The sequence below is a fragment of the Longimonas haloalkaliphila genome (assembly GCF_055379825.1).
The window spans coordinates 1254404-1275098 of the sequence record NZ_AP043948.1; the positions used below are offsets into that span (position 1 = coordinate 1254404).

Annotated in this window: 19 protein-coding genes; 9 read left to right on the top strand and 10 right to left on the bottom strand. The window is 61.4% G+C overall.

The window, feature by feature from the left end; all coding sequences use genetic code 11:
* The first annotated feature begins 107 nt into the window (after positions 1-107).
* Positions 108-842 (top strand): SIMPL domain-containing protein, encoded by a 735-nt coding sequence (locus ACZ48V_RS04950; RefSeq protein WP_464542165.1) that lies wholly within the window; start codon positions 108-110, stop codon positions 840-842.
* Between the two features lie 160 nt (positions 843-1002).
* Here the strand turns inward: ACZ48V_RS04950 and ACZ48V_RS04955 are convergent, their stop codons facing one another.
* Together ACZ48V_RS04955 and ACZ48V_RS04960 are read right to left on the bottom strand one after the other, a co-directional pair.
* A complete protein-coding gene (locus ACZ48V_RS04955) occupies positions 1003-1881 on the bottom strand; it encodes a phosphodiester glycosidase family protein (RefSeq protein WP_464542167.1) in 879 nt (292 codons plus the stop codon).
* Between the two features lie 3 nt (positions 1882-1884).
* Complete coding sequence (locus tag ACZ48V_RS04960) at positions 1885-3333, bottom strand: LptF/LptG family permease (protein WP_464542169.1); 1449 nt, start codon at positions 3331-3333, stop codon at positions 1885-1887.
* Between the two features lie 345 nt (positions 3334-3678).
* On the opposite strand from ACZ48V_RS04960, the gene ACZ48V_RS04965 reads away from it, so the two are divergent.
* The 6 genes from ACZ48V_RS04965 (at position 3679) to ACZ48V_RS04990 (ending at position 9802) form a co-directional block, all read left to right on the top strand.
* Complete coding sequence (locus ACZ48V_RS04965; RefSeq protein ID WP_464542171.1) at positions 3679-4338, top strand: MBL fold metallo-hydrolase; 660 nt, start codon at positions 3679-3681, stop codon at positions 4336-4338.
* Positions 4339-4371: 33 nt separating this feature from the next.
* Positions 4372-5331: a hypothetical protein gene (locus tag ACZ48V_RS04970; RefSeq protein WP_464542173.1), complete on the top strand. Its 960-nt coding sequence runs from the start codon at positions 4372-4374 to the stop codon at positions 5329-5331.
* 90 nt (positions 5332-5421) lie between these two features.
* A complete protein-coding gene (locus ACZ48V_RS04975; protein ID WP_464542175.1) occupies positions 5422-5955 on the top strand; it encodes a hypothetical protein in 534 nt (177 codons plus the stop codon).
* Positions 5956-6207: 252 nt separating this feature from the next.
* Positions 6208-7374 carry a methionine adenosyltransferase gene (gene metK / locus ACZ48V_RS04980; protein WP_464542177.1) on the top strand — a complete coding sequence of 389 codons (1167 nt, stop codon included), beginning with the start codon at positions 6208-6210 and terminating at the stop codon, positions 7372-7374.
* Between the two features lie 65 nt (positions 7375-7439).
* Positions 7440-8684 carry a S1C family serine protease gene (locus tag ACZ48V_RS04985; protein ID WP_464542179.1) on the top strand — a complete coding sequence of 415 codons (1245 nt, stop codon included), beginning with the start codon at positions 7440-7442 and terminating at the stop codon, positions 8682-8684.
* A 65-nt stretch (positions 8685-8749) separates the two neighbouring features.
* Positions 8750-9802 carry a hypothetical protein gene (locus tag ACZ48V_RS04990; protein WP_464542181.1) on the top strand — a complete coding sequence of 351 codons (1053 nt, stop codon included), beginning with the start codon at positions 8750-8752 and terminating at the stop codon, positions 9800-9802.
* A gap of 110 nt (positions 9803-9912) precedes the next feature.
* Here the strand turns inward: ACZ48V_RS04990 and ACZ48V_RS04995 are convergent, their stop codons facing one another.
* From ACZ48V_RS04995 to cruF, 6 genes are all read right to left on the bottom strand, one after another.
* On the bottom strand, positions 9913-10923 hold the full coding sequence (locus ACZ48V_RS04995; protein WP_464542183.1) for a lipoate--protein ligase: 1011 nt from the start codon (positions 10921-10923) through the stop codon (positions 9913-9915).
* Positions 10924-11129: 206 nt separating this feature from the next.
* A complete protein-coding gene (locus ACZ48V_RS05000; protein ID WP_464542185.1) occupies positions 11130-12254 on the bottom strand; it encodes a glycosyltransferase family 2 protein in 1125 nt (374 codons plus the stop codon).
* Positions 12255-12360: 106 nt separating this feature from the next.
* Entirely contained in the window at positions 12361-13107 is a 747-nt protein-coding gene (locus tag ACZ48V_RS05005) for a hypothetical protein (RefSeq protein ID WP_464542186.1), read from the bottom strand.
* Positions 13104-13805 carry an acyltransferase gene (locus tag ACZ48V_RS05010; RefSeq protein ID WP_464542188.1) on the bottom strand — a complete coding sequence of 234 codons (702 nt, stop codon included), beginning with the start codon at positions 13803-13805 and terminating at the stop codon, positions 13104-13106. Before ACZ48V_RS05010 ends, ACZ48V_RS05005 begins: the two co-directional genes overlap by 4 nt.
* Positions 13802-14776, bottom strand: coding sequence for a phytoene/squalene synthase family protein (locus tag ACZ48V_RS05015; protein ID WP_464542190.1), 975 nt, complete (start codon positions 14774-14776; stop codon positions 13802-13804). Before ACZ48V_RS05015 ends, ACZ48V_RS05010 begins: the two co-directional genes overlap by 4 nt.
* A gap of 3 nt (positions 14777-14779) precedes the next feature.
* Positions 14780-15667, bottom strand: a complete 888-nt coding sequence (gene cruF, locus ACZ48V_RS05020; protein ID WP_464542191.1) for a bisanhydrobacterioruberin hydratase CruF — start codon at positions 15665-15667, stop codon at positions 14780-14782.
* Positions 15668-16170: 503 nt separating this feature from the next.
* On the opposite strand from cruF, the gene ACZ48V_RS05025 reads away from it, so the two are divergent.
* Together ACZ48V_RS05025 and dcd are read left to right on the top strand one after the other, a co-directional pair.
* Positions 16171-16875 (top strand): WbqC family protein, encoded by a 705-nt coding sequence (locus ACZ48V_RS05025; RefSeq protein WP_464542193.1) that lies wholly within the window; start codon positions 16171-16173, stop codon positions 16873-16875.
* Positions 16876-16927: 52 nt separating this feature from the next.
* Entirely contained in the window at positions 16928-17482 is a 555-nt protein-coding gene (gene dcd, locus ACZ48V_RS05030; RefSeq protein WP_464542195.1) for a dCTP deaminase, read from the top strand.
* A 114-nt stretch (positions 17483-17596) separates the two neighbouring features.
* On the opposite strand, the gene ACZ48V_RS05035 is transcribed toward dcd, so the two are convergent.
* Positions 17597-18823, bottom strand: a complete 1227-nt coding sequence (locus ACZ48V_RS05035; protein WP_464542197.1) for a serine hydrolase — start codon at positions 18821-18823, stop codon at positions 17597-17599.
* A gap of 106 nt (positions 18824-18929) precedes the next feature.
* Complete coding sequence (locus ACZ48V_RS05040; RefSeq protein ID WP_464542199.1) at positions 18930-20672, bottom strand: sodium:solute symporter family protein; 1743 nt, start codon at positions 20670-20672, stop codon at positions 18930-18932.
* Between the last annotated feature and the right edge of the window lie 23 nt (positions 20673-20695).

A 20695-nucleotide genomic window follows, 5' to 3' on the forward strand; every position in this document is an offset into this window, starting at 1 on the left:
CAAATCGTACGGGTGCGCATACGAAGCCGCGCGCCTGAGCCGTTTCCCAGGTATCCACAACAGGGCCAAGCATCCCCGATTTTCTTCCACAGGCAGACGGTACCTCCATGAAAGCACGCCCCATCATTCTGCTGATTAGCATCCTCACGCTTGCCTTTCTAATCCCCATCAGTACCATGGCCCAGACGCCCGATTCCGAGCGCACCATTCACGTAGAAGGCGAGGCCACCGTGCGCGTAGCCCCCGACAAGGCGACCGTCCGGTTTGGGGTGGTAACGCGTGCTGAAACGGCCCGCGAGGCCCGCACGCAGAACAGCGAGGCCGCAAGCGCTGCGCTCCAAGCTGTGCGTGAGATGGGCATCGACGAAGCGAATATCCGTATGGAGCAGCTGCAGCTACGTCCGCACCGCGTGCAAGACGAGAACAGCCGCCGCATGGTCGAAGACGGCTTCGAAGCCGTTCGTACGGTGCGGGTTGAGGCGGAAGATATCGACCAGGTGCCCGCGCTTGTCATGCAGATCATCGAAGCGGGGGCCAACCGCCTGCAGTCGGTGCAGTACGACGTGGCCGATCGCACGGCGGCGCGTAACGACGCCCTTGCCGATGCCGCCCGCAACGCCCGCGCCAAAGCTGATGTGCTCGCCACTGCGCTGGATGCGCAGGTCGGTGCGGTGCACACCATCCACGAGCAGTCGTTTTCGTTCCCGCGTACCGCTCGCGTCGAAATGGCCCGTGGCGCTGTTATGCGTGCCGACGTTCCCGAGCCCGATCCGGAAGCGTATGCCCCGGGCGAGATCGAAGTCGAGGCCCGTGTGAGCGTCGTGTTCACGCTCGCGGACTAAAGAACCTGTAGTTTGGGGGACGAGAGGCATGCGCACCGCGCTGCCGCGGTGGCGGCGGCCTGCCTCACAGAGCAGACCGCAGTGGCTACGTTGTGCTCCGCCTCGCGCGGGCGGAGGCTCCCGATGTACACAGGGAGCGACTTTTCGCGCAGCACGCCTGTCACTCTACCGGCTGTGCCCGCACGCCGACATGCGTGGCCACCGGACGCATCCCGCCCAGGCGCAGTCCCCACGGTGCAGGTTGTGTGTGGCGGGCCAGGTAGAACGTCGTTGAGCCACCGCCGTCGAGCACGATGCCATCGCGTGCGCCGCGATCGGCCAGAATCTGTGCGGCGGCGGCGCGGGTCACATGCTCGAACGAGGCCATCCAGAAAAGCATCTCCTCTTGGTTGATCGCGACCATCGTATAGCGATTGGCCTCGGTGCTGCGCTGCACGCGTCCGTGCACAGACCCATCGTGCAGCTCCCGTACGAGCCCGCCAATCCCCCATACGGCACGGTCGAGCACCTCGGGGCGAACGGGGCGCTCATCGGTGAGGTGGGGCACCTGGTCGTCGTCGAACCAGAGCAGCCAGCTGCTCGGGTTAACGTGGCTTACGGTGCCGTTGGAGACAGCGGTGTGGTGGCCGCGTGCGGTGCTGTAGGGCCAGTATCCAATGGAGGGCGGTTCGAAAAGCGTGCCGTTCACCGCCACCGCCAGGTCGTGCTGCCAGGCCACCTGCCAGGTGTAGTGCAGCCGGTACTGCTGGCCCCGGCGCAGCGCACGCTCATCCATCGGCGTCACAAAGACTTCAACGCCAGGCGCGGTAAGGTCAACGCGGGCGATGTGAGCCATTCCCCGGCCCGGGTAGCCGGCGGCCTCCACATCGAGCGCGGTGTAGTGGACCCCGGCGAAGACCTCCGTTTCAGGATGCGGGGCCGTGATGCTTGTCCGCCACGCAATGAGCCCCGCGAGTACGGTAAGCACAACCGCCAGCGCGACCCCTCCTGCAACAAGGGGAGAGCGTGCAGAGTCGCGACCGGCAGACGAAGAGCACATACGCTACGTATCCCCAAAGAACGAACGGATCCATTTCCATAGGCGGGTGCGCAGGGCGGGGGTGGCGCGCAGGTCCATCACGATGTAGACGACCAGCCAGAGCCCGAGCGCAATCATGATGAGGTTGGCGATCCACATGCCAAACCAGGGCTCGATGGTGCCGCGGGTCGACATTTTTTCGCCCTGCACGAGCGAGACCCAGTAGAAGAGAAAGATGCCCATCGCAAAGGCTGCGCTGATGCCGAGTCCGCCCCTTCGAACGCTGAGTCCGAGGGGAGCGCCGATGAAGATGAACACCACACAGGCCACTGCGATGGAGTACTTCTTCATGATCTCGACGCGGTAGGTACGGATGCGCTGCTCCTTCCAGCTGGTGCCACGGTCGGTGCTTCGGAGCTGCGACTGCATGGAGCGGGCGTGCTGCAGGGCGCCATCGACCACGGTCGACATCTGGTCGGAGGGCAGGTCGCGGAGCAGGGGGGGCGCCTCGGTGGCGTGTGCCGTAGTGTCGGGCAGCGGCCACCCGCTCCAGGTGGGCTGCTCATCGCGATCGCCGTATGGACGGTGAGGCGAGGTGCGCAGTTCATCGATGTCGTCTGCGACCTGCCGGGAGAGCGAGTCGGCAGCCGCCTGCAATCCGCTGATGCGCATGGTGCGGGCCGTACGCGAGGTGCGGCGCTCCTCGTCTTCGTTGGAGCGCTGAAACCCGAAGTCCGATACGTCGAGGTGCATCGTGTGCTGGGAAAAGCGAATCTTTTCGTAGCGCTCCTCGCGGTGGTCGGCATCGCGCGGCATGGGGCGGTGCATCTCGCCGTCGTAGAGCACCATCGTGATCTCGCGTCCGAGCGAGTCAGCGTCGAGTGTGCCGTGTGCGGCCCGGATCACGGCCTGGCGGCGGCGCCCTTCGGTGTAGTCGTAGATGGTAACGCCTTGAAGCTGGTTGGAGCCTTGCGGACGCTCGCGCACAAGGATGCTGTAGTCGTCGATCCCGTCGTAGAACACGCCAGCCCGCAGGTCAAAGCCCGGCTGCTGCGCGCGGATGTCGCTCCACAGTATGCGGGCGCGGTGGTTGGCCTCAGGAAGCATCACGGTGTTGAAGTACATCATGAAGCCCGTCAGCACCGCCCCCACGATCAGCGCCGGCCATACCAGCTGTCCGAACGAGATGCCGGAGCTTTTCATGACCGTGTAGGCCTTCGATTCCACCAGTTGGCCAAATGCCATGAGCGCCGCCAGTAGCGTGGCCATGGGCACAGCCAGCACCACCATGTACGCCAGGTTGTAGGCGATGAGTTCAATGATGACGGTAAAGGGAATGCCCTTGCCGGCGATTTCGGGGAGCCAACGGATCAGAAACTGCATCAGCAGCAGAAACATGAGCACGCCCAGCCACCCAAAGAAGGGGCCAGGGAGCTTGCTGAGCATCAACCAGTGAAGCCGGTGGAGCTTCATGCTACGCGTTAACCTGTAGAATCGAATGACTGCAGATAGACCGCAATCGAAGGCGGTCGAGACCGGGCGCAGGCCAGCTCCAGAGCGAAGCAGGCCTGCGTAGGCGGTTTGGCACATCTGTACGTATGGCCTGCAGGTCGGTTCAAGCGATTGGGAAGCACACGCGCGAATCCTCCTCTTTTTGTCGTCGTACAGCCTTTTGCGGAATCGTCTCGTGCAAGACAGTGCTTGCAAGACAGCCCCGTACAAGACGATTCCACTGCAGCACGGCTCCACTCAGCACGCGCAGCGCACCTGTACGTCACCTGCACGTATTGTCCTTACCCACAGCCACCGCATCCTGCCATGACGATTCAGTCGTTCACGTTCAATCCGTTCATGACCAACATGTACGTCTTTCATGAGGACGGCCAGGCCGCGATCATCGACGCCTCGTGCTCGTCGGCAGAGGAGTACAGCGCGGTCGACGACTACGTGAGTGGCCACGACCTAACGGTTACACATCTGATCTTGACGCACGCGCACATCGACCACATTCTGGGCTGCGCGCACCTGGAGACGACCTACGACGGGGCCTTCTATCTGCACCCGAGCGGCGAGCCGTTTTACGCGCAGGCCGAGCAGCAGGGGCAGGCCTTTGGGGTGGCCATTGAGGCGCCGGAGCGTGGCACGAAGCCGCTCACGCCCGGCGACACCGTAACCGTGGGCAGCACCACGTTTCGCATCCTGCACACCCCCGGCCACTCGCCCGATTCCATCAGCCTGGTGGCGGATGCGCACGACATCGCCTTCACGGGCGACGTGCTCTTTCGCGATTCCATCGGCCGCACGCAAGGACTGCCGCAGACCTCGCAGCCGCAGCTCATGGCCTCGATCCGCGAGACGCTGCTGCCGCTGGGCGATGCCATGACTATCTACCCCGGGCACGGTGAGGTGACGACCATCGGCCGCGAGCGCAAGCACAATCCGTTCTTGAACAACGAGGTGCCGGGCTTTGCTGGATAGCCGTTGCTCGCCTCCTACATCTGGTACGCCCCCATGCCCGACATGTCAGACTCTGTGCGCACGCCACTTACGGCACTGCTTACCGCGACACTTTTGATCGGCGCTGTGCTCATGGCCGCGTGTGCCGACGACGTGGTGGCCCCGATCCAGGGTGTGGGCGGCGACGAGCCGGTGCTGCTTGAGCAGGTTACATACCCGCTCGATGCGGTGTCCAGCGAGGGCACCCTCCCGCAGGGGCTCGCGGGCGAGGTGGTCTTTCAGGAGTTGGATGCATCGCGGATGCTCGTGACGGTAGCGATCGACGACACGGTCGACACGCCGCTCATCCACCCGGTACATATCCACGAAAACGATGCCGGCACGGGCGGGCCCATCGCTTTCTTCCTGGGGGCGCTCGACAACAACGCTCGCGGTGCGGCCCGCAGTGTGCACGTAATCGAGAAGTCGCTGGACTCGCTGCTGACGTTCGACGGACATGTCAACATTCACGAGAGTAACGCGACGCGTGATACGCTGCTGGCCCAGGGCGACATTGGCGCCAACGACAACGCGAGTCCGACGCTCTTTCGGCTAAACCGTGTTGTAGAGCCGCGCCGCGTAGCGTATCCCCTGCAGGCCGTGTCGAACAGCAGCACACAGGCTCCAGAGGGATTCGGGGGCGAGGTGCGCTTCGAGGAGCTTACGCCGTCGCAGACGCTCGTGCGGGTGCAGGCAGACGGCGGCTCGCCCGCAACGGACGGGGCGCATCCGGTGCATCTGCGTGAGGAGGGGGCAGGCGAACACGCCGATGGTGCAGCTCCCGAGGCCGTGATCGTCTACCTCGGAGCGATAGACGGCGCGCCGGAGAGTCCGGGTGTGAGCTGGGCTGTGGTCGACCGGAGCTACGACGAACTGCTCAACGCAGATGCCCACGTGCGCATCCACCTGAGCAACGATGCGCTCGATACCGTGCTGAGCACAGGCGATATTGGTGCAAACGCAGCACCCATGTAGCGATATGTGACGATATTCGGGAGTGGGGCGGCTACACGCATGTCACCAGCTACTCTACCCACCCTACTTTCCAAACGTTACTTAAACGCCATGCGTACCATTTCGCTCTTCCTGCTTGTGTTTCTTCTCAGCGCGTTCGTGGCTGGATGCGAAGGGCCCGTAGGGCCTCCCGGTCCTCAGGGTCCGCGCGGTCCGGCTGGTGCACAGGGCGCCTTTATTCAGACTGTGGAGGTTACCTTTGACGTAGACACCGCCATCGAAGACGAAAGCGGGCTCGTGCTCTTTCAGAACTACGACTTTCCGGAGATTACGCCCAGCGTCGAAGACAATGGCTTTGTGCAGGCCTACTACCTGGCGGGTAACGACACCTGGACGGCCATGCCGTACACGTTCGGCGACGAGTCGCCCGACATTGATGCGGTCGATTACACGCTCACGCTCGGCTATGCCTGGAGCGTAGACCTCGTGCAGCTCTTCTACGAGGCCTCGGCCCCGTTTGCGCTCGACTTTGCGCAGACGCGCACCGTCAAGATTGTCGTTGCCGATGCACAAGCCGCACAGGCTCGCAGCGTCGACTGGTCTGATTACGAGAGCGTGCGGTCGCACTTCGGACTGGAGGAGTAGCGCTCCCGATTACCTGTATGCACTACTGATGCACTACTAATGCATTCTATTAATGCACTCTATGCACCGCATGCAGCACGGCAAAGGAAAACGCGCGCCATCATACGGGGCAGGTTGCTGTTTGCGGCGCTGGTGAACCCTAACCTATGGTGCTCGTTCATAGCCCGATCCGTTGCATGCCGCTCTGAGTAGCGCGCTATGCAAGCCTGCTTTATCACCATCCTTTGCCCCGTTTCCTGTACCTCAACCCACATGGCTTACCTCTTTACCTCTGAATCCGTATCGGAAGGACACCCCGACAAAGTCGCCGATCAGATCTCTGATGCCGTTCTTGATTCGCTGCTTCACGACGACCCCCAAAGCCGTGTTGCCGTCGAAACGATGGTAACCACCGGACTCGTCGTACTGGCGGGCGAAGTGACCACCGATTCGTACGTCGACGTACGCGAAACCGCGCGGCGCGTTATTCGCGACATCGGGTACACCGATCCACGGCTGCGTTTCGACGCCGACTCGTGCGGCGTGCTCAGTAGCATTCACGAGCAGAGCAGCGACATCAGCCTCGGCGTGGATGGAAAAGAGGAGCAGGGCGCTGGCGACCAGGGTCTCATGTTCGGCTACGCCTGCCAGGAGACCAAAGAACTGATGCCGATGGCGATTACCTACGCCCACCGGCTCATGAAAGAGCTGGCGCACATCCGTAAGGAGACCGACCAGATGCCCTACCTGCGGCCCGACAGCAAGAGCCAGGTTACCGTTGAGTACGAGAAAGACGGCATGACGCCGCGCCGCATTCACACGGTGGTGCTGTCTACACAGCACGATGAGGGCACCAGCCAGTCGCGCATCAAAGACGACGTGCGTAACGTCTTGCTGCCTCGGGCCTTCGGCGAACGCTACGAGGAGCTGATCGACGACAATCTGGTCCTGCATGTGAACCCGACCGGCCGGTTCGTTATCGGCGGTCCTCATGGCGACGCAGGCCTGACCGGACGCAAAATCATCGTGGATACCTATGGCGGCAAAGGCGGCCACGGCGGCGGTGCGTTCAGCGGTAAAGACCCGTCGAAGGTCGACCGCAGCGCTGCCTACGCCGCACGCCACGTAGCCAAAAATATCGTCGGCGCCCAGCTGGCCGACGAAGCCCTCGTACAGATTGCCTATGCCATCGGCGTAGCCGAGCCGGTCTCGATCAACGTCGACACGAACGGCACCGGAATCATTCCCGATAACCGCCTGCGCGACGCGGTACGCGAGACCTTTGAGCTGGCCCCGTCCGCCATCATCGAGCGCCTGGAGCTGCTCAAGCCGCAGTATCAGCGGACCTCCACCTACGGACACTTCGGGCGCAACGAGTTTACGTGGGAGCGTCTCGATCACGTTGCAGCGCTCAAAGAAGCCGCCGGGCACCTGGCATAGCCGGGGCGCAAGCGCTCCGCATCTGTAGTTTCTGTAGTAGCCCCTGTAAAAGCAACACGCACGCGATGCCCCTCAACAGTTGGGTTACGTTGCTCACTGCGGCGATGCTGAGTCTGGGTATGCTGGGCATAGGGGGATGCGAACGGGCGTCTTCGCCCCCGTCCTCCAGCTCAGCACCGGGAAGCACTGCCGAAGTCGAGGCGCCCCCCGCGCAGGCGACCGACACCGCCCTGTCGCATGCAGCACTCCAACCCGACACCCAGACCACTCCGTCGACTCCCCCCTCCGTTGCCGTAGACAGCATCGCTGATACGCGCCGCAACGCCGTGACGCGCGCTGTCGAAACCGCTGCACCCGCTGTGGTAAGCATCGGCGTGCGCCGGGTGCAGCGCGTTCGCGATCCGTTCTTGAACGACCCGTTCTTCCGCCACTTCATGCAGCGCCAGCCCTACCGTGAGCGCGAGGCGCGCAGCATGGGGTCGGGCTTCGTGATGTCGACCGATGGCTACATCGTGACAAACGAACACGTGGTAAGCGACGCGCGCGACATCGAGGTGTACTTTCCCGATGGCGAGACCTACACCGCCGAGCTTGTTGGCAGCGACCGGCTCACCGACCTGGCCCTCCTGAAGATCGAAGCCGGCAACCTCCCGCACCTTACGTTCGACACCGACACCGCGCCCATCCCGGGCGAGTGGGTGATCGCGCTGGGCAATCCGTTTGGCCTGTTCGAGGCTGCCGAGCCGTCGGTTACCGTGGGCGTTGTTAGCGCCACCAACCGAAACCTGCAGTCGGGCCGCGACGGACGCCTCTACCGCAATATGATTCAGACCGATGCGGCCATCAACCGGGGCAACTCGGGCGGACCGCTCGTAAATGCGCTCGGTGATGTGATCGGTGTGAACACAGCCATTTTCTCGGATTCGGGCGGATCGGTGGGCATCGGGTTTGCCGTACCAGCGGCGCGCGCCGTCGAGATCCTGAACGAATTACGCGAGCGGGGCAGCGTAGACCGGTCGCACTACACCGGACTCGACCTCGTGCCCGTCGATGAGCGCATCGCGCGGGCGCTCGGACGGACGGAGGCGCGCGGGCTCGTGGTGCGCGATGTCGACCCCGGCTCACCCGCTGCCGAGGCAGGTCTTCAGGTGTACGACGTGATTCTCGACGTTGCCGGCACACGCATTAATGGCCGCGACGACTACGTAGCACGCGTGTTCGACTTTCGCCCCGGCGACCGGCTGTCCCTTGTCATCGAGCGCGACGGCGAGCGCATGGAAACGGTCCTTACGCTCGGACGGCGCGGGTAGGCGGGCGACAGTTCTTTTGCGGGTATACCGCTGAGATGCTCAACAAATAACTTCTGTAGTACACTATGCCCTCTACCGTATACCGTGTTCTCATTGCATGGGGTACGCTCGCATTGCTTGTAAGCGGGTGCCTGCCCTCAGGGTGTGGAACCGGTAGCTTCGACGAGATCACGCCTGCCGATTCCCTCTCGCGTGCGCTCGCCCAGGATACCCCGGTCGACTCGCTCTACCGGGTCCGTCAGGTTGAGTCGACCGGGGCCCAACCGATCGGCTACCCGCGCACGCTGCACCACCGCCCCGACGGGTCGCTCATCGTGTCGGATGCGGAGCGCAACAGCCTCCACCACATTGCCGCCGACGGCACCTACGATCGCGAAGTAGCCAGCACCCGCTTCGACGTGCCCTACCTGACCGGCGTCGTGGGCGATACGATTTGGGTGTTCAATGCCGAGAGTGACGTCCTGGTTGGCGTGGTAGACGATGAGGTGCTCGATGATGCCGGGTTCGCCATCGAGCGAGCCGACGAGGCTTCGCTTGCGTATACCGCCGCGCATCCTGACGCCTTCTACCTGAAGCTGCTGGGCGAAGAGATCGGGTCTACCATCTACCAGTACGACTGGGACGGTACGATGCAGACGGCCTACACGCTGCCCCAGGAGTACTGGCGCTATGCTGGGTTCCTTCGGGTGCACAACGACGAGGTATGGAGCCTATCAGGACTCCGCCCGGTCGTAGATCGCCTGCCCCTCGACCTGTCTACAGCCCCCTCCACCCCCGACACGCTGGCGCTGCGTGGCTTCGACTCGCCCATGCTGGAGCGCAGCTATGCTTTCCTGCGCGGCGACACGCACCAGCCTCCCTTGCTCATTCCGTCGGTCGATCTGATCGACGATCGTCTGTTTGTGCTGAACGTGCGCTCGGGCTGGATCCAGGTTGATGTGTTCGGGGACGATGGCGCGCTGCAGCGTCGCCTCATTGAGGCAAATCCACAGCCCAATCGAGACTTCTTTCCGCAAGACCTGAGCGTGCACTCCCATGAAGAGGGGTACGACATTACAATTGCCGTGTCTGACCCCGCCCCCATGGTGGTAACCTACCGGTGGACGCCCGAGCCGTAACCGGCGGCAGATCGGCGCCCGGTCGCATTGCTGCTACGTGCTGCTATGCCAGGGGGCTGCAAGAGCGCTGAATGGTGTCTGCCTGGACGGGATCTGCTATACCCCGCCTGCTATGCCCCGCCCGCTTCGTCGCCGGCGTACACCAGGTCCACAAAGTCGGCTTGCCGCAGGCCGCCGAAGTAGTCCGACACGTCCACATCGCTCAGGGCGTCAGCGATGGCATCGCGCCGGTACGACACGCCCTCAAGCCGATCGGCGAGATGCTCCACGTTGCCATGCCCCAGAAAGTCGCCGTAGATGGTAGCCTGTTGGATGGTGCCGTTGTCCACGTTGAGGCGCACATCCACCTCGCCGATATCGAAGCGGCGCACGCGCTGTACGTCGAAGGCAGGCGACGCGCCGTAATTCCAGTTCCACGTGCGATACTTTTCATCGGCAAGCGCCCGGGCAGCCTCCCAGTCCGCCTCGGCAGGTGTATAGACCGAGACATCCTGCGTCTCCTTGAACGACTCCAGCAGGTGTTTGCGCAGATCGTGCATGGTAAACGCATCCTGCAGAAACTCGCTGATGTTTGCGACCCGGCTGCGAGCCGACTTGTGGCCCTTCGACTCGATCTTGCTCTGCTTTACGTCGAGTGCACGGGTCACCTCGCCCAGGTCGCTATCAAAGAGCAGCGTGCCGTGGCTGAACATGCGCCGCCCGGTTGAATACTGCGCGTTGCCCGACACTTTGCGGTTGTTGACCACAATGTCGTTACGGCCTTTGAGATCGGCGGGTACCCCCAGCTCATTGAGCGCATGGACAACGGGGCGCGTAAAGTGCTCGAAGTTGTTCAGGCGGTCGGGCGCGTAGTCAGTGATGAAGCTGAAGTTCAGATTGCCAAAGTCATGATAGACGGCGCCTCCCCCTGAGACCCGCCGCACGACATGGATGTCATTCTCTTCGACGTAGCGGGCGTTGATCTCTTCAAGTGTATTCTGATTGCGTCCGATAATGATCGAGGGCTCGTTGATGTAGAAGACCACGTAGTCCTCATCATCAGGAAAGGTGCGCAGCACATGCTCTTCAAGCGCGAGATTAAGCGTTGGGTCGTTAACCGGTGTGGTATCGATGTAGCGCATAGACGGACAGGTCAGAAAACGTCAGCAAACGGCATGAAAAGGGAAATCCACAGGCGCATCCGGTTGCTTCGGCAGGACAACAGATGCATGTGTGCCATGCATTACGAAATGCGAACCGGAGAGGTGTCTTGCAGCACGCAACAGATCCGCAACGGACGGCTGTAAAGATGGGTCTCTTCGGAGAGACCGGGCATGCTGGCACGAAATCAGTTTTCGTTCTGCGGCGCGGGCTGTGAGGGGGAGGCGGCTGAGCGGGCGGCAACAGAGCGTCCTTTCCAGGATACGTTGTGCGTCCAGTGATGCCAGGCCGAATCCAGCTGGATAAGCGCGCCGGCGAGATAGGAGACGGGGGCGAGCAGCGAAATGTACCACGGGATTCCGTTCCAAGCGTCGGTGGCGGCTTTCAGGCTAAACACGCTAATCCAGAGCCAGGACACGACCCAGGGGGCTACGACGAACGTGGTTGCATAGAAGGCGAACAGCGGCACGAACGCAGCCGGGTGGCCCCCCATGAGCAGGTAGGCATTTTTGCGAAAGCCTCGCCAGGCGTCGTGTGTGGAGGGGTACATGTAGACGGTGAGCTCGCCGCGGATATCCCACAGGTACGGGGTGATGCCCTGCGCTTTCAGGTAGCGGCCAATCTCCACATCTTCGAGCACTTCGTTCTGTGCAGCACGGTGCGGCTCGTGTGTGTGGTAGGTATCGGCGTCGATCATCCAGAACTGTCCGTTCAGCGCGCTGAGCGAGGGGGCAGAGATCCACTTCACAAGCGGCCAGGGCAGTCCGGTGAGGATGGCGTTTGGTACGAGGCTAACGATCCAGGATGCCCCGCCTCGCAACAGTGGGAGTCCGGTAGCAAGCGACCGGTCGGGGCGTGCAGCAAACTGGCGAGCCCACTGCGTAAGTGCGTCGGGGCTGTTCAGGCGCGTATCGGCATCCAGAAAGACATAGGCGCTGCCGTTAGCCTGCTGACTGAGCCGGTGTAGGGCGTGCGGCTTGCCGAGCCAGCCATCAGGCAGGGGCGTTCCCGGCACCAGGTGCAGGCGGTCGTCGTCAAAGCCCTGCACAACGGCAGCGGTGCCATCGGTCGAGCGATCGTCATAGATCCAGACCTCGAAGTTTGGGTGTGTCTGGTTGAGCAGCGACGGGAGGAGCCGCTGCAGGTTTGTTTCCTCATTGCGCGCTGGAACGAGCACCGACAGGAGCGGCGGTTCGGTGGGGAGCGGTGGCGCGTCAGACTGGCGGCTGGTGCGCAGGTAGATCAGGTTTGCGATGAGCACCCCGGCTACACACACATGAATACCAATAAGCAAGCTTGCAAAGAGCGACATGCATCAGGAAAGTTGAACGAGAACATCGAGAAGTGCTTGTGGCCCTGGCGCCTGTGTTGGGCAGAAGAGGCCTGGATGAGGCGTTGTGCCTGTAGATCAGAGTAGATCAGACCTGCGGCGGCGATTCTAGGAACTGGCGGTACAGGGGGCGCAGATCCGCCTGGGCCAGCTCGTCGTGCAACGAGGCGGCCCGGTCGTTTTCGTTAGCCTCTTGCAGCGCAATCCAATGCCAGATCATCGCCTCTTCCTGCTCGATGGGCACGTCATCGTTGATGCCGAGCACAGTACGAAGCTGCTCAAAGCGATCGGCGGCTATGTGCGGGTTGCCTCCGGCCATGGAAGGCCGGTAAAGCAGCGACTGCCCTTCAATGAGCAGCACAAACGGGTCGAGTGGATCCTTCTCGCGGGCGGCGTTAATCAGGTTAACCGAGCGGCGGCCATAGCGGATAGCCCCCAGGGTCGAGGCCTCGCCAGCGCGGTAGGCCCAGAGGCCCGCCAGCAGCGCCAGCTCGCGGGCCGACGCGCCGTCGAGTGAAGACGGAATGCCACTGAGCACGTCGGCGTCTTCCGTTAGCGGATAAAGCCGGTAGCGATACAGCAGCTTATCGCTGCGCTCGCCTGCTGCTTCAAGTCCAGCACGAAGCTGGTCTACATCCTGGTTCGCGTAGTAGATGTGGGAGGAGTCGGACATGGCAGGCGGCAGGAGCGGTGAGCTGGTTGTCGAGGCAAGCGATACGCTCAAGGCAAAAAGCAGGGGCACCAGAAAGAGCTGGAGCATGCCGCGAAGGGCTCGGGTGGGGCGAGCGAGCAGGCGGGGCGCGATTGCGTAGAGCACGCGAGCAAGAGGGTTCATTCAGGAAACAGCTGCTTGAAGAAAGAGGACATCCAGGCAAAGCTCCACCGGTCGGCCGGAGACGTGCGCCCGTTCATCAACAGATGCGTGGGGGCATGGGTTGTTTCGCGGAGCGCGTGCCAGCGGTGGCGCAACTGGGTCTCGATGCGCCCTGCGGCGTGCATGGCCAGGTCTACAACCGGACCGCCGCTGAGCATGGCGACTGGATGAGGAGCGCCATCCCATGTAACGTAAAGTGCTACGGGCCAGAAGACCGCTTCGGGATAGAGCCGGTGCATGCGGGTGAAGCGGTCGGTGGAATACGGGCCGATGCCTGTGGTAGGAGAACGCAGCACCCCGCTCGGAAAGTATATGAGCGATGCATCGGGATGTCTGTGAAAGTACCGGCTTGTGCGTCGGACGGTTGAGGCGCGTGCGCGGGCGTCGTCTGTGGGGAACGGCAGGGCGCCAACGGGAGCAAAGAACGGGAAGCGCTCCCATTCCTCCATCCAGACCAGGCCGGCGCGGTCGAGGCGTTTGCTCAGGAGCAGCCAGAGCAGGTGGCCGTCGTAGAAGTGATGGTGGTTGGCACACACAATGAGCGGCCGGTCTGCTGGCAGCCGGGGCGGCCAGGTGCCATGCCACTCGATGCGCTGGAAAGACCGCTTCAGGTCCCAGTACATCCATGCACGTACCAGATGTGCTGCAAGAGCTCTCATGCTGATTCGAGGGCCCGTGCATCGCGTTTAAGCTGCGCTTTGCGGCGGTCGTACGTATCCGCACAGACGCACCATGCCTTGCGCCGTGTAGACACATAAGCGCGGTGGTGAATGTTGTCGTACTCCAGGGCGCGCACTTCATTCATGATCTCGCGATACATACGCGCCGCAGATCGAATGCCGGTACGCATCCCCCAGGGCAATGCCGCGATCGCGTTCATGCTGGATGCGTACCGGACCTCGGCTTCGTGCATCACGGCCTCAAGCAGAGCCGGGTAGCCGTCGGGCAGTGCGGGGCCATCAAGGTCTTCTGGGGCAATGCCGTGCTCCTGCATCCAGTTCGTGGGCAGGTAGATGCGGTCGAGGTGGCGGCGGTCTTCGCCCACGTCACGCAGAATGTTCGTGATCTGCATCGCGATGCCCATGCGACGAGCGGCCGCCTCCAGGTCGCCGTACGCGTCAGCATCGGCGAGAAAAGGGAGCATCATAGCCCCGACGCTGCCCCCAACCAGGTTGGAGTAGTCGACAAGGTCGTCGAGTGTTGTTATGGGGCGATCTTCGAGATCCCATATGGCGCCTTCGAGGAGTTCATAGAGGGGCGTGCGCCGAAGCTGAAATGTCTGGTTGACGTCGTGCAAGCGATTCCAGAGCAGCGCATTAGGCGGGGTGCCGGCGAGGGTGGCATCGAGGGCATCCCAGGTGGCATGTACCTCGTTGAGGGCGGCCTGAGCGCCTTCTTCGAGCACCATATGATCGGCAATTGAGTCAACCTTGCGGCAGAACAGGTACAGTACGGCGACAGGGATCTGCACGCGCTTCGGCAGCAGGCGGGCTGCCATAGAGAAGGTACGTGAATGGTATCGAAACGACTGCCAGAGCCAGGTGTCTTGCTCAGCACGGCTTTCTAAGTCGGGAGCCACGACGTCGGGCTCCTGCATCATGTAGGCGTCGTCGGGGGCAGAGGTAAACATACGTTACGCATTCACGGGAATAAGCCGAAAGGCGGTGTCTCGCTTCCACCAGAGCGCCACAAAAGGGGTTGCGGTAGCTACTGCACCGATGATAACGGCGACGAACATGCCTTGCAATGTAAGGATGAGCAGCGGAAAGAGACAGTTTAGCAGGTAAACAGCAGGGGCCCATGGATGTTGGGTGTCGAGTCCCCCGCCGAGGTACTCGTAGCCGACCATGATGAGGTAGCTCACAATGAACCAGCCAATCCAGTTTGAAATGGGCATGCCGTAGTAGAAGCCGCCCTGCGGATACGACCAGAAGGTGACGCTCCCGACCGCGTTCTGCACACCGGCCCCGTTCATGGCAGGGTCGAGCGACACGTCCCACAGCGTCATGAAGGTAGCTGCCACGAGCAGGTATACCCAGCGCGTGTCGCTGAGCCGCCGTGCCAGATCGAACGACACGATCGACATCGCAAACCATGAGGCAGGGATGAAGTAAGGCACATGGTCGGCAAACTTGGGCCCGAGCCAGGCCGTGTATTCATACTCGCCGAAAGGCAGCACCAGGTCGCCGATAGCAAACCATTTCATGGTACCCATCAACTCGCTGGCGCCTCCAATAAAGCAGCCCCAGAACACAAAGAACGCCATGCGCTTCCAGCCCAGATCCATGCCATACATCAAGATCGCCAAAATGGGCAGCATGGTCATGTACGTCCAGGTCGGCGCACTGATCAGCGTGCCCAGGTAGGGGCCAAAATACGACAGCGACGAGGGAATCAGCTGAAGAAGCAGCATGCCCAGCGTGCTAAACAAAATGGAGCCTGCAAATAGCGCAAGCGCAGCCAGAAAAAGCCGGTTCACGGTGGCAACACGTTGATGTTCGGTACGTGGTGAGGAAGACATACAGCGAAGGTGAGGTCAACAAAGAGGAAAACAGGCCTGCAGGGCGTTGGCGGGTATCAACCAGAACAGTCTGGACCAGAACAGTCTGAAGCAGAGAGGTGCTTTCAGAATAAACTGGCCACATTGCGTACGCACGGGGCCGTGGTACACGCTGCGCCGCACCGATTCATGTAAGTGGTTCTATGTAGCATTGGTTCGTGGCGTAGCTATATTCTGTCATATTACCCCGTCATCTTGCTCCGCGCACCGGCCTCATGCAAGGCCTCATGCGAGCTGGCACCATGGCGGATCAGGAGCAGACCACTCAGAACCTGCACGTGTAGTATACTCAATCAGTAGACAAAAGCGAAGCGGTTCATAAGCTTCGCTTTCAACTGCGTTGTAACAACCGATGTAACAACCCGGCAATCAAGTCGTAGCACACGCGGTTGGCTTTGTGACCAGGCAGGTCTGACCCGGATAACGTCTGTTTTCCCGATACATTTTACGCACGACTATACCTTATGACGGTAGCGTTACTTCCTCTTGAATACTTTCCCCCGTTGCACAGCGTAGCGCTTATGGCAGCGGTCGACCGCGTGGTGTGGGCCGACACCTGGCCGTACCGCCGACAGACCCGGCAGAACCGGAGTAAGCTGCGCAATCCCAACGGGTGGCAGTGGATCAGCCTGCCTATGTGGTCGCATCAGCATGGGCGTCCGGCTCGCGAGGTACAGGTCGATGGCAACGTGCCGTGGCACGAGCGCCACTGGCGGGCCTTTATGTATAACTATCGCTCTACCATGTACTTCGAGTACTTCGAAGACGACTTCAAGCCGTTCTTCGACGCCCCACCCCAGGAGCTACAGCCAATCGCCGAATCGACCACACGCACCACGTGCACCTTCGCACAGGTTGAAACGCCGTTCGTTCGTGCGTCTGAACTGGGGGCCGAGACGTTGGAGGCGATCCGGGCAGAGACCGGCGCGACCCATCTCTGGATCGCGCATGAACATGCCAGTCAACTCGGAATTACAACTGACGACGAAGCCAGCAACCGCGCTGAAGGCGATCCGTGCACGGTGCTTCCGCCCTACGACCATCCGACCTACCGGCAGAACTTCGAGGGGTTCGAGTCGGGCATGGGCGCCATCGACTGCCTCTTCAACTACGGTCCCGAAGCCATCCGCATTATGACCGACGGACTCACAGCGCCCGAGGGGTCATAAGCACAGCCGCTCTACCGATTCCACCCACGTTACTCCCCTACCTACACCTCCCATGGTTCTTAACGACGCCCAGATTGCCCAACGCGCTACCGAACACGACATGATCGACCCATTCGTCGACCACCAGGTGCGCGACGATGTGGTAAGCTACGGACTCAGCTCGTTCGGATACGATATGCGCGTAGCCGATGCCTTTCGGGTCTTTACGCCCAATATGTTTAACAGCGTCGTCGACCCCAAAGACCTCGACGAACGCGCGCTCGTCGAAACAACCACCGACGACCACATTCTCATCCCGCCCAACTCCTACGTGCTGGCCCGGTCGGTTGAGTATTTCAAGATGCCGCGCGACGTGCTGGGCATCGTGCTCGGCAAGTCGACGTATGCGCGATCGGGCATCATCGTGAACGTAACCCCGCTTGAGCCCGGGTGGGAAGGGCACGTCACCATCGAGATCGGAAACGGCACGCCGCTGCCTGCTAAAGTCTATGCCAACGAAGGCATCGCGCAGGTGGTGTTCATGCAGGGCGATGCACCTCAGACGTCCTATGCCGACAAGAAAGGCAAGTACCAAGGCCAGCGTGGCATCACCCTGCCTCGCCTATAGATCCGGGCATGGGTCACTCGGCATTGTTTAGGGGAATGCGTACGTAGGTGGCCCGGTGCACCGGTCGTGCCGGTCCTCCGGCACGCGCCTGCTCATACCGGATATCGGCCTCGCTCACGACCCGCTGGCAACCGGTTCGGTGGGTTCGTCGCGGGGCGAAAAGCGTTCGCGGGCTCGCTCGAAGAAGGCATCGTCTCCCAGTAGCTGCAGCCCCAGCCCCTGGTCGAGCCCCGACTGCAAGAGATGGTAGAAGACCGCCAGGGGTACGTCTTCCATGAATACCACAACTACACGGGGCGGACGATCTTCGGCATAATGGGCAACTCCGGCAAAGCTGATCACGCCGGGCATCGCACCGCCTTTGGAGGCGACACGCTCAATGCCAACTGTTAGCGTGTCGAGGCCAGCCGAGCGGTCGAGCATCGCGAATGCTTCGGCCTGCGGATCAGGCGGAGTGGCAGAGGCCATCCGCCCGAGTACGTCCCCCATGGACTGCGCCGTCGTTTTCGGGAGCGTGCCCTGCGCCATCAGGCGCTGGTCACTCAGTGTCAGATTGGTACCCTGCGTCCGAAACCGATCGCGCACCTCACCAGCATAGGTCGTGTCGGCCGCGTAGCGCGATGCTGCAGCATATACAGCCTCGGTAGAGACCGGCTGGGGGGTACCAGACCGCGACCGTAGCGCAGGGGCGGCCTCGGCCCATTCCAGGTAGAGCCCGCTTTTTGGCATAGGAAGCGCATCGACCGAAAAGCCCATTGCCGTTGTTTGAGCCTCCAGCGCCGGACGCCCCAGTTCGTCGATAAGCCAGTCAAACGAAGGGTCGTCATTGAAGCGAGCTACGGCCTGCACAAGGTCAGAAACAGCTATTGTGCTGTCGGCATCCAGGGCCCCCTCGCTCTCCCAGTATTCAAGCGTGCGCTGATGGGGCTGTGCATTTACGCCCGGAAGGGTACGGCGGCTTATGTCGGCGACCGGCACACGCTCGGCGGCGTCGAGCGTGCCCGAAGCGACAGCGTCAGCATAGGCGGCAAGCACCACAATATTCGACAGGTTCACCATGGCCCGCGTATCCTCTGCCTGAAACGCAATGCCCTGGCCAGCGCGCCCCACGTCGTACGCAACCAGCGACGTGGATTCGGGGTGAGCAGCAAGGTAGTCCAGGACATCCTCAGGGTAGCGCAGCTCTTCAGTCAGCGCCATTCCTTCGTTCATGGCTGTAACGTTGGCCCACATCATCGAGACGGTGTCCCGGTTCTGGTAGGCAATAACGCCGACGGCAACCACAAAAAGCCCGAAAGCAATAAGCAGGTGGGTGCCGCATCCAAGGCGAGGACGGTTCATAGCAGGTCGAGCAGAGTAGGAGAAACTAAAATAAGCAGCGGCGCAGCAGGCACGTAGGCCCCCTGCGCCGCTGTTGGGTATGACGCGTAGCGTGGTTGGTTCGCGTTTAGCTGTCAGACTGTGCCGCTTCGCCAAGTTCCTTGGCAGTTAGCGTACGCGGGTAGCGAATCTGCTCAACCAGGTCCTGAACTTCCTGTGGGGGCTCCTCGGTGTTGATCGTGACGAAGTAGGTCACGACAAAGTTGAGGATCATGCCCACAAGACCAATCCCTTGTGCATTGATGCCAAGGAAGGTTTCGAACACAGGCTCTGTAACGCCAAACTCGGCAAGGGCAACGTGGGCCCGCATCATGATGATCATGATGAACGTGAAGCTGAGGCCTGTCACGATCCCTGCAATGGCTCCTTCTTTATTGCATCGCTTCCAGAAGATACCCAGCACAAGAATCGGGAAGAAACTGGCTGCAGCGAGTCCGAAGGCAAAGGCGACTACCTCTGCGACGAAGCCAAGCGGATAGATCCCAAGGAGCCCAGCGCCGATGATCGCGACGAAGATAATGAAGCGCCCTACACGCAGGCGCTTCTGTTCGGAGGCTTCGGGGTTGATGATCTCACCGTACACGTCGTGTGCAAGCGAAGAGCTAATCACCAGCATAAGACCAGACGCGGTAGAGAGCGCAGCAGCGAGTCCTCCTGCAGCAACAAGACCTACGACCCAGGGCGAAAGGTTGGCAATCTCGGGGGTAGCAAGCACAATGATATCCCGGTCGATCGTATCGAGCAGCGCGTTTGCCGACATGCCTTCGCTCCACTGACTGGTTTCGATGAGCCCGGTAGCCGCCCAGGTCTGAATCCAGCTGGTGCGTGGGCTTTCGAGCATTCCCATGGCACCGAGCTCAGAGAACGACTGCAGGATCTCGTAGCGTGAGAACATGGCTACGGCAGGCGCAATCGTGTACAGGATGGCGATGAAAACGATAGCCCAGAGCGCCGACCAGCGCGCGCTCTTCACCGTCTTAACCGTGTAAAAGCGCACGATAACGTGTGGAAGCCCGGCCGTTCCGGCCATCAGCACAAAGGTGATCGCAAACACATTGAGCATCGATAAATTCGCAAAGGGCCCGCTGTACATATCCAGCCCCAGCTCCTGCTGCAGTCCGTCAAGTTGCGGAAGCACCTCGCCAATAGCTATATGTGGAATGGGGCTGCCAGTGAGCGAGAAGCCAATAGCGACAGCCGGGATGGTGTACGCTACGATGAGCACGCAGTACTGGGCGACCTGTGTGTAGGTAATGCCTTTCATGCCGCCAAGTACGGCGTACGTAGCTACGATGGCCATACCAATAACTACGCCGATCGTGATTACCTCAACCCCCATGCCCGCGGCCAACGGCTCAACGAGTTCGCCGAGGAAGCGGCTGAACACCACACCTACGCCACGCATCTGCCCGGCCACATAGGTGAACGACACAAAGATAGCCGCGATGGCTGCGATAACGCGTGCGTAGTTCGAGTAGTAGCGCTTTCCTACAAAGTCGGGCACGGTGTACTCGCCAAACTTACGGAGAAACGGCGCCAGAAGGATTGCGAGGAGCACGTAGCCCCCCGTCCAGCCCATCAGGTAGACCGAGCCGTCGAATCCCATAAAGGACACGAGGCCAGCCATTGAAATAAAGCTGGCAGCGCTCATCCAGTCTGCACCAACGGCCATACCGTTTGCAAGCGTCGGTACGCCCTGCCCGGCTACGTAGAAGCCTTTGGTGCTGGTAACGCGGCTCCAGATGGCGATACCGATATATAAAGAGAAGGTCACGACGACCCAGAATGTAGTCCAACCAAGAATGCTCATGGATACGAGATCGTTTATTTAAA

Coding starts and splice junctions, on each gene's coding strand:
- ACZ48V_RS04950 (WP_464542165.1), top strand. CDS start 108: ATGAAAGCACGCCCCATCATTCTGCTGATTAGCATCCTCACGCTTGCC.
- ACZ48V_RS04955 (WP_464542167.1), bottom strand. CDS start 1,881: ATGTGCTCTTCGTCTGCCGGTCGCGACTCTGCACGCTCTCCCCTTGTT.
- ACZ48V_RS04960 (WP_464542169.1), bottom strand. CDS start 3,333: ATGAAGCTCCACCGGCTTCACTGGTTGATGCTCAGCAAGCTCCCTGGC.
- ACZ48V_RS04965 (WP_464542171.1), top strand. CDS start 3,679: ATGACGATTCAGTCGTTCACGTTCAATCCGTTCATGACCAACATGTAC.
- ACZ48V_RS04970 (WP_464542173.1), top strand. CDS start 4,372: ATGCCCGACATGTCAGACTCTGTGCGCACGCCACTTACGGCACTGCTT.
- ACZ48V_RS04975 (WP_464542175.1), top strand. CDS start 5,422: ATGCGTACCATTTCGCTCTTCCTGCTTGTGTTTCTTCTCAGCGCGTTC.
- metK (WP_464542177.1), top strand. CDS start 6,208: ATGGCTTACCTCTTTACCTCTGAATCCGTATCGGAAGGACACCCCGAC.
- ACZ48V_RS04985 (WP_464542179.1), top strand. CDS start 7,440: ATGCCCCTCAACAGTTGGGTTACGTTGCTCACTGCGGCGATGCTGAGT.
- ACZ48V_RS04990 (WP_464542181.1), top strand. CDS start 8,750: ATGCCCTCTACCGTATACCGTGTTCTCATTGCATGGGGTACGCTCGCA.
- ACZ48V_RS04995 (WP_464542183.1), bottom strand. CDS start 10,923: ATGCGCTACATCGATACCACACCGGTTAACGACCCAACGCTTAATCTC.
- ACZ48V_RS05000 (WP_464542185.1), bottom strand. CDS start 12,254: ATGTCGCTCTTTGCAAGCTTGCTTATTGGTATTCATGTGTGTGTAGCC.
- ACZ48V_RS05005 (WP_464542186.1), bottom strand. CDS start 13,107: ATGAACCCTCTTGCTCGCGTGCTCTACGCAATCGCGCCCCGCCTGCTC.
- ACZ48V_RS05010 (WP_464542188.1), bottom strand. CDS start 13,805: ATGAGAGCTCTTGCAGCACATCTGGTACGTGCATGGATGTACTGGGAC.
- ACZ48V_RS05015 (WP_464542190.1), bottom strand. CDS start 14,776: ATGTTTACCTCTGCCCCCGACGACGCCTACATGATGCAGGAGCCCGAC.
- cruF (WP_464542191.1), bottom strand. CDS start 15,667: ATGTCTTCCTCACCACGTACCGAACATCAACGTGTTGCCACCGTGAAC.
- ACZ48V_RS05025 (WP_464542193.1), top strand. CDS start 16,171: ATGACGGTAGCGTTACTTCCTCTTGAATACTTTCCCCCGTTGCACAGC.
- dcd (WP_464542195.1), top strand. CDS start 16,928: ATGGTTCTTAACGACGCCCAGATTGCCCAACGCGCTACCGAACACGAC.
- ACZ48V_RS05035 (WP_464542197.1), bottom strand. CDS start 18,823: ATGAACCGTCCTCGCCTTGGATGCGGCACCCACCTGCTTATTGCTTTC.
- ACZ48V_RS05040 (WP_464542199.1), bottom strand. CDS start 20,672: ATGAGCATTCTTGGTTGGACTACATTCTGGGTCGTCGTGACCTTCTCT.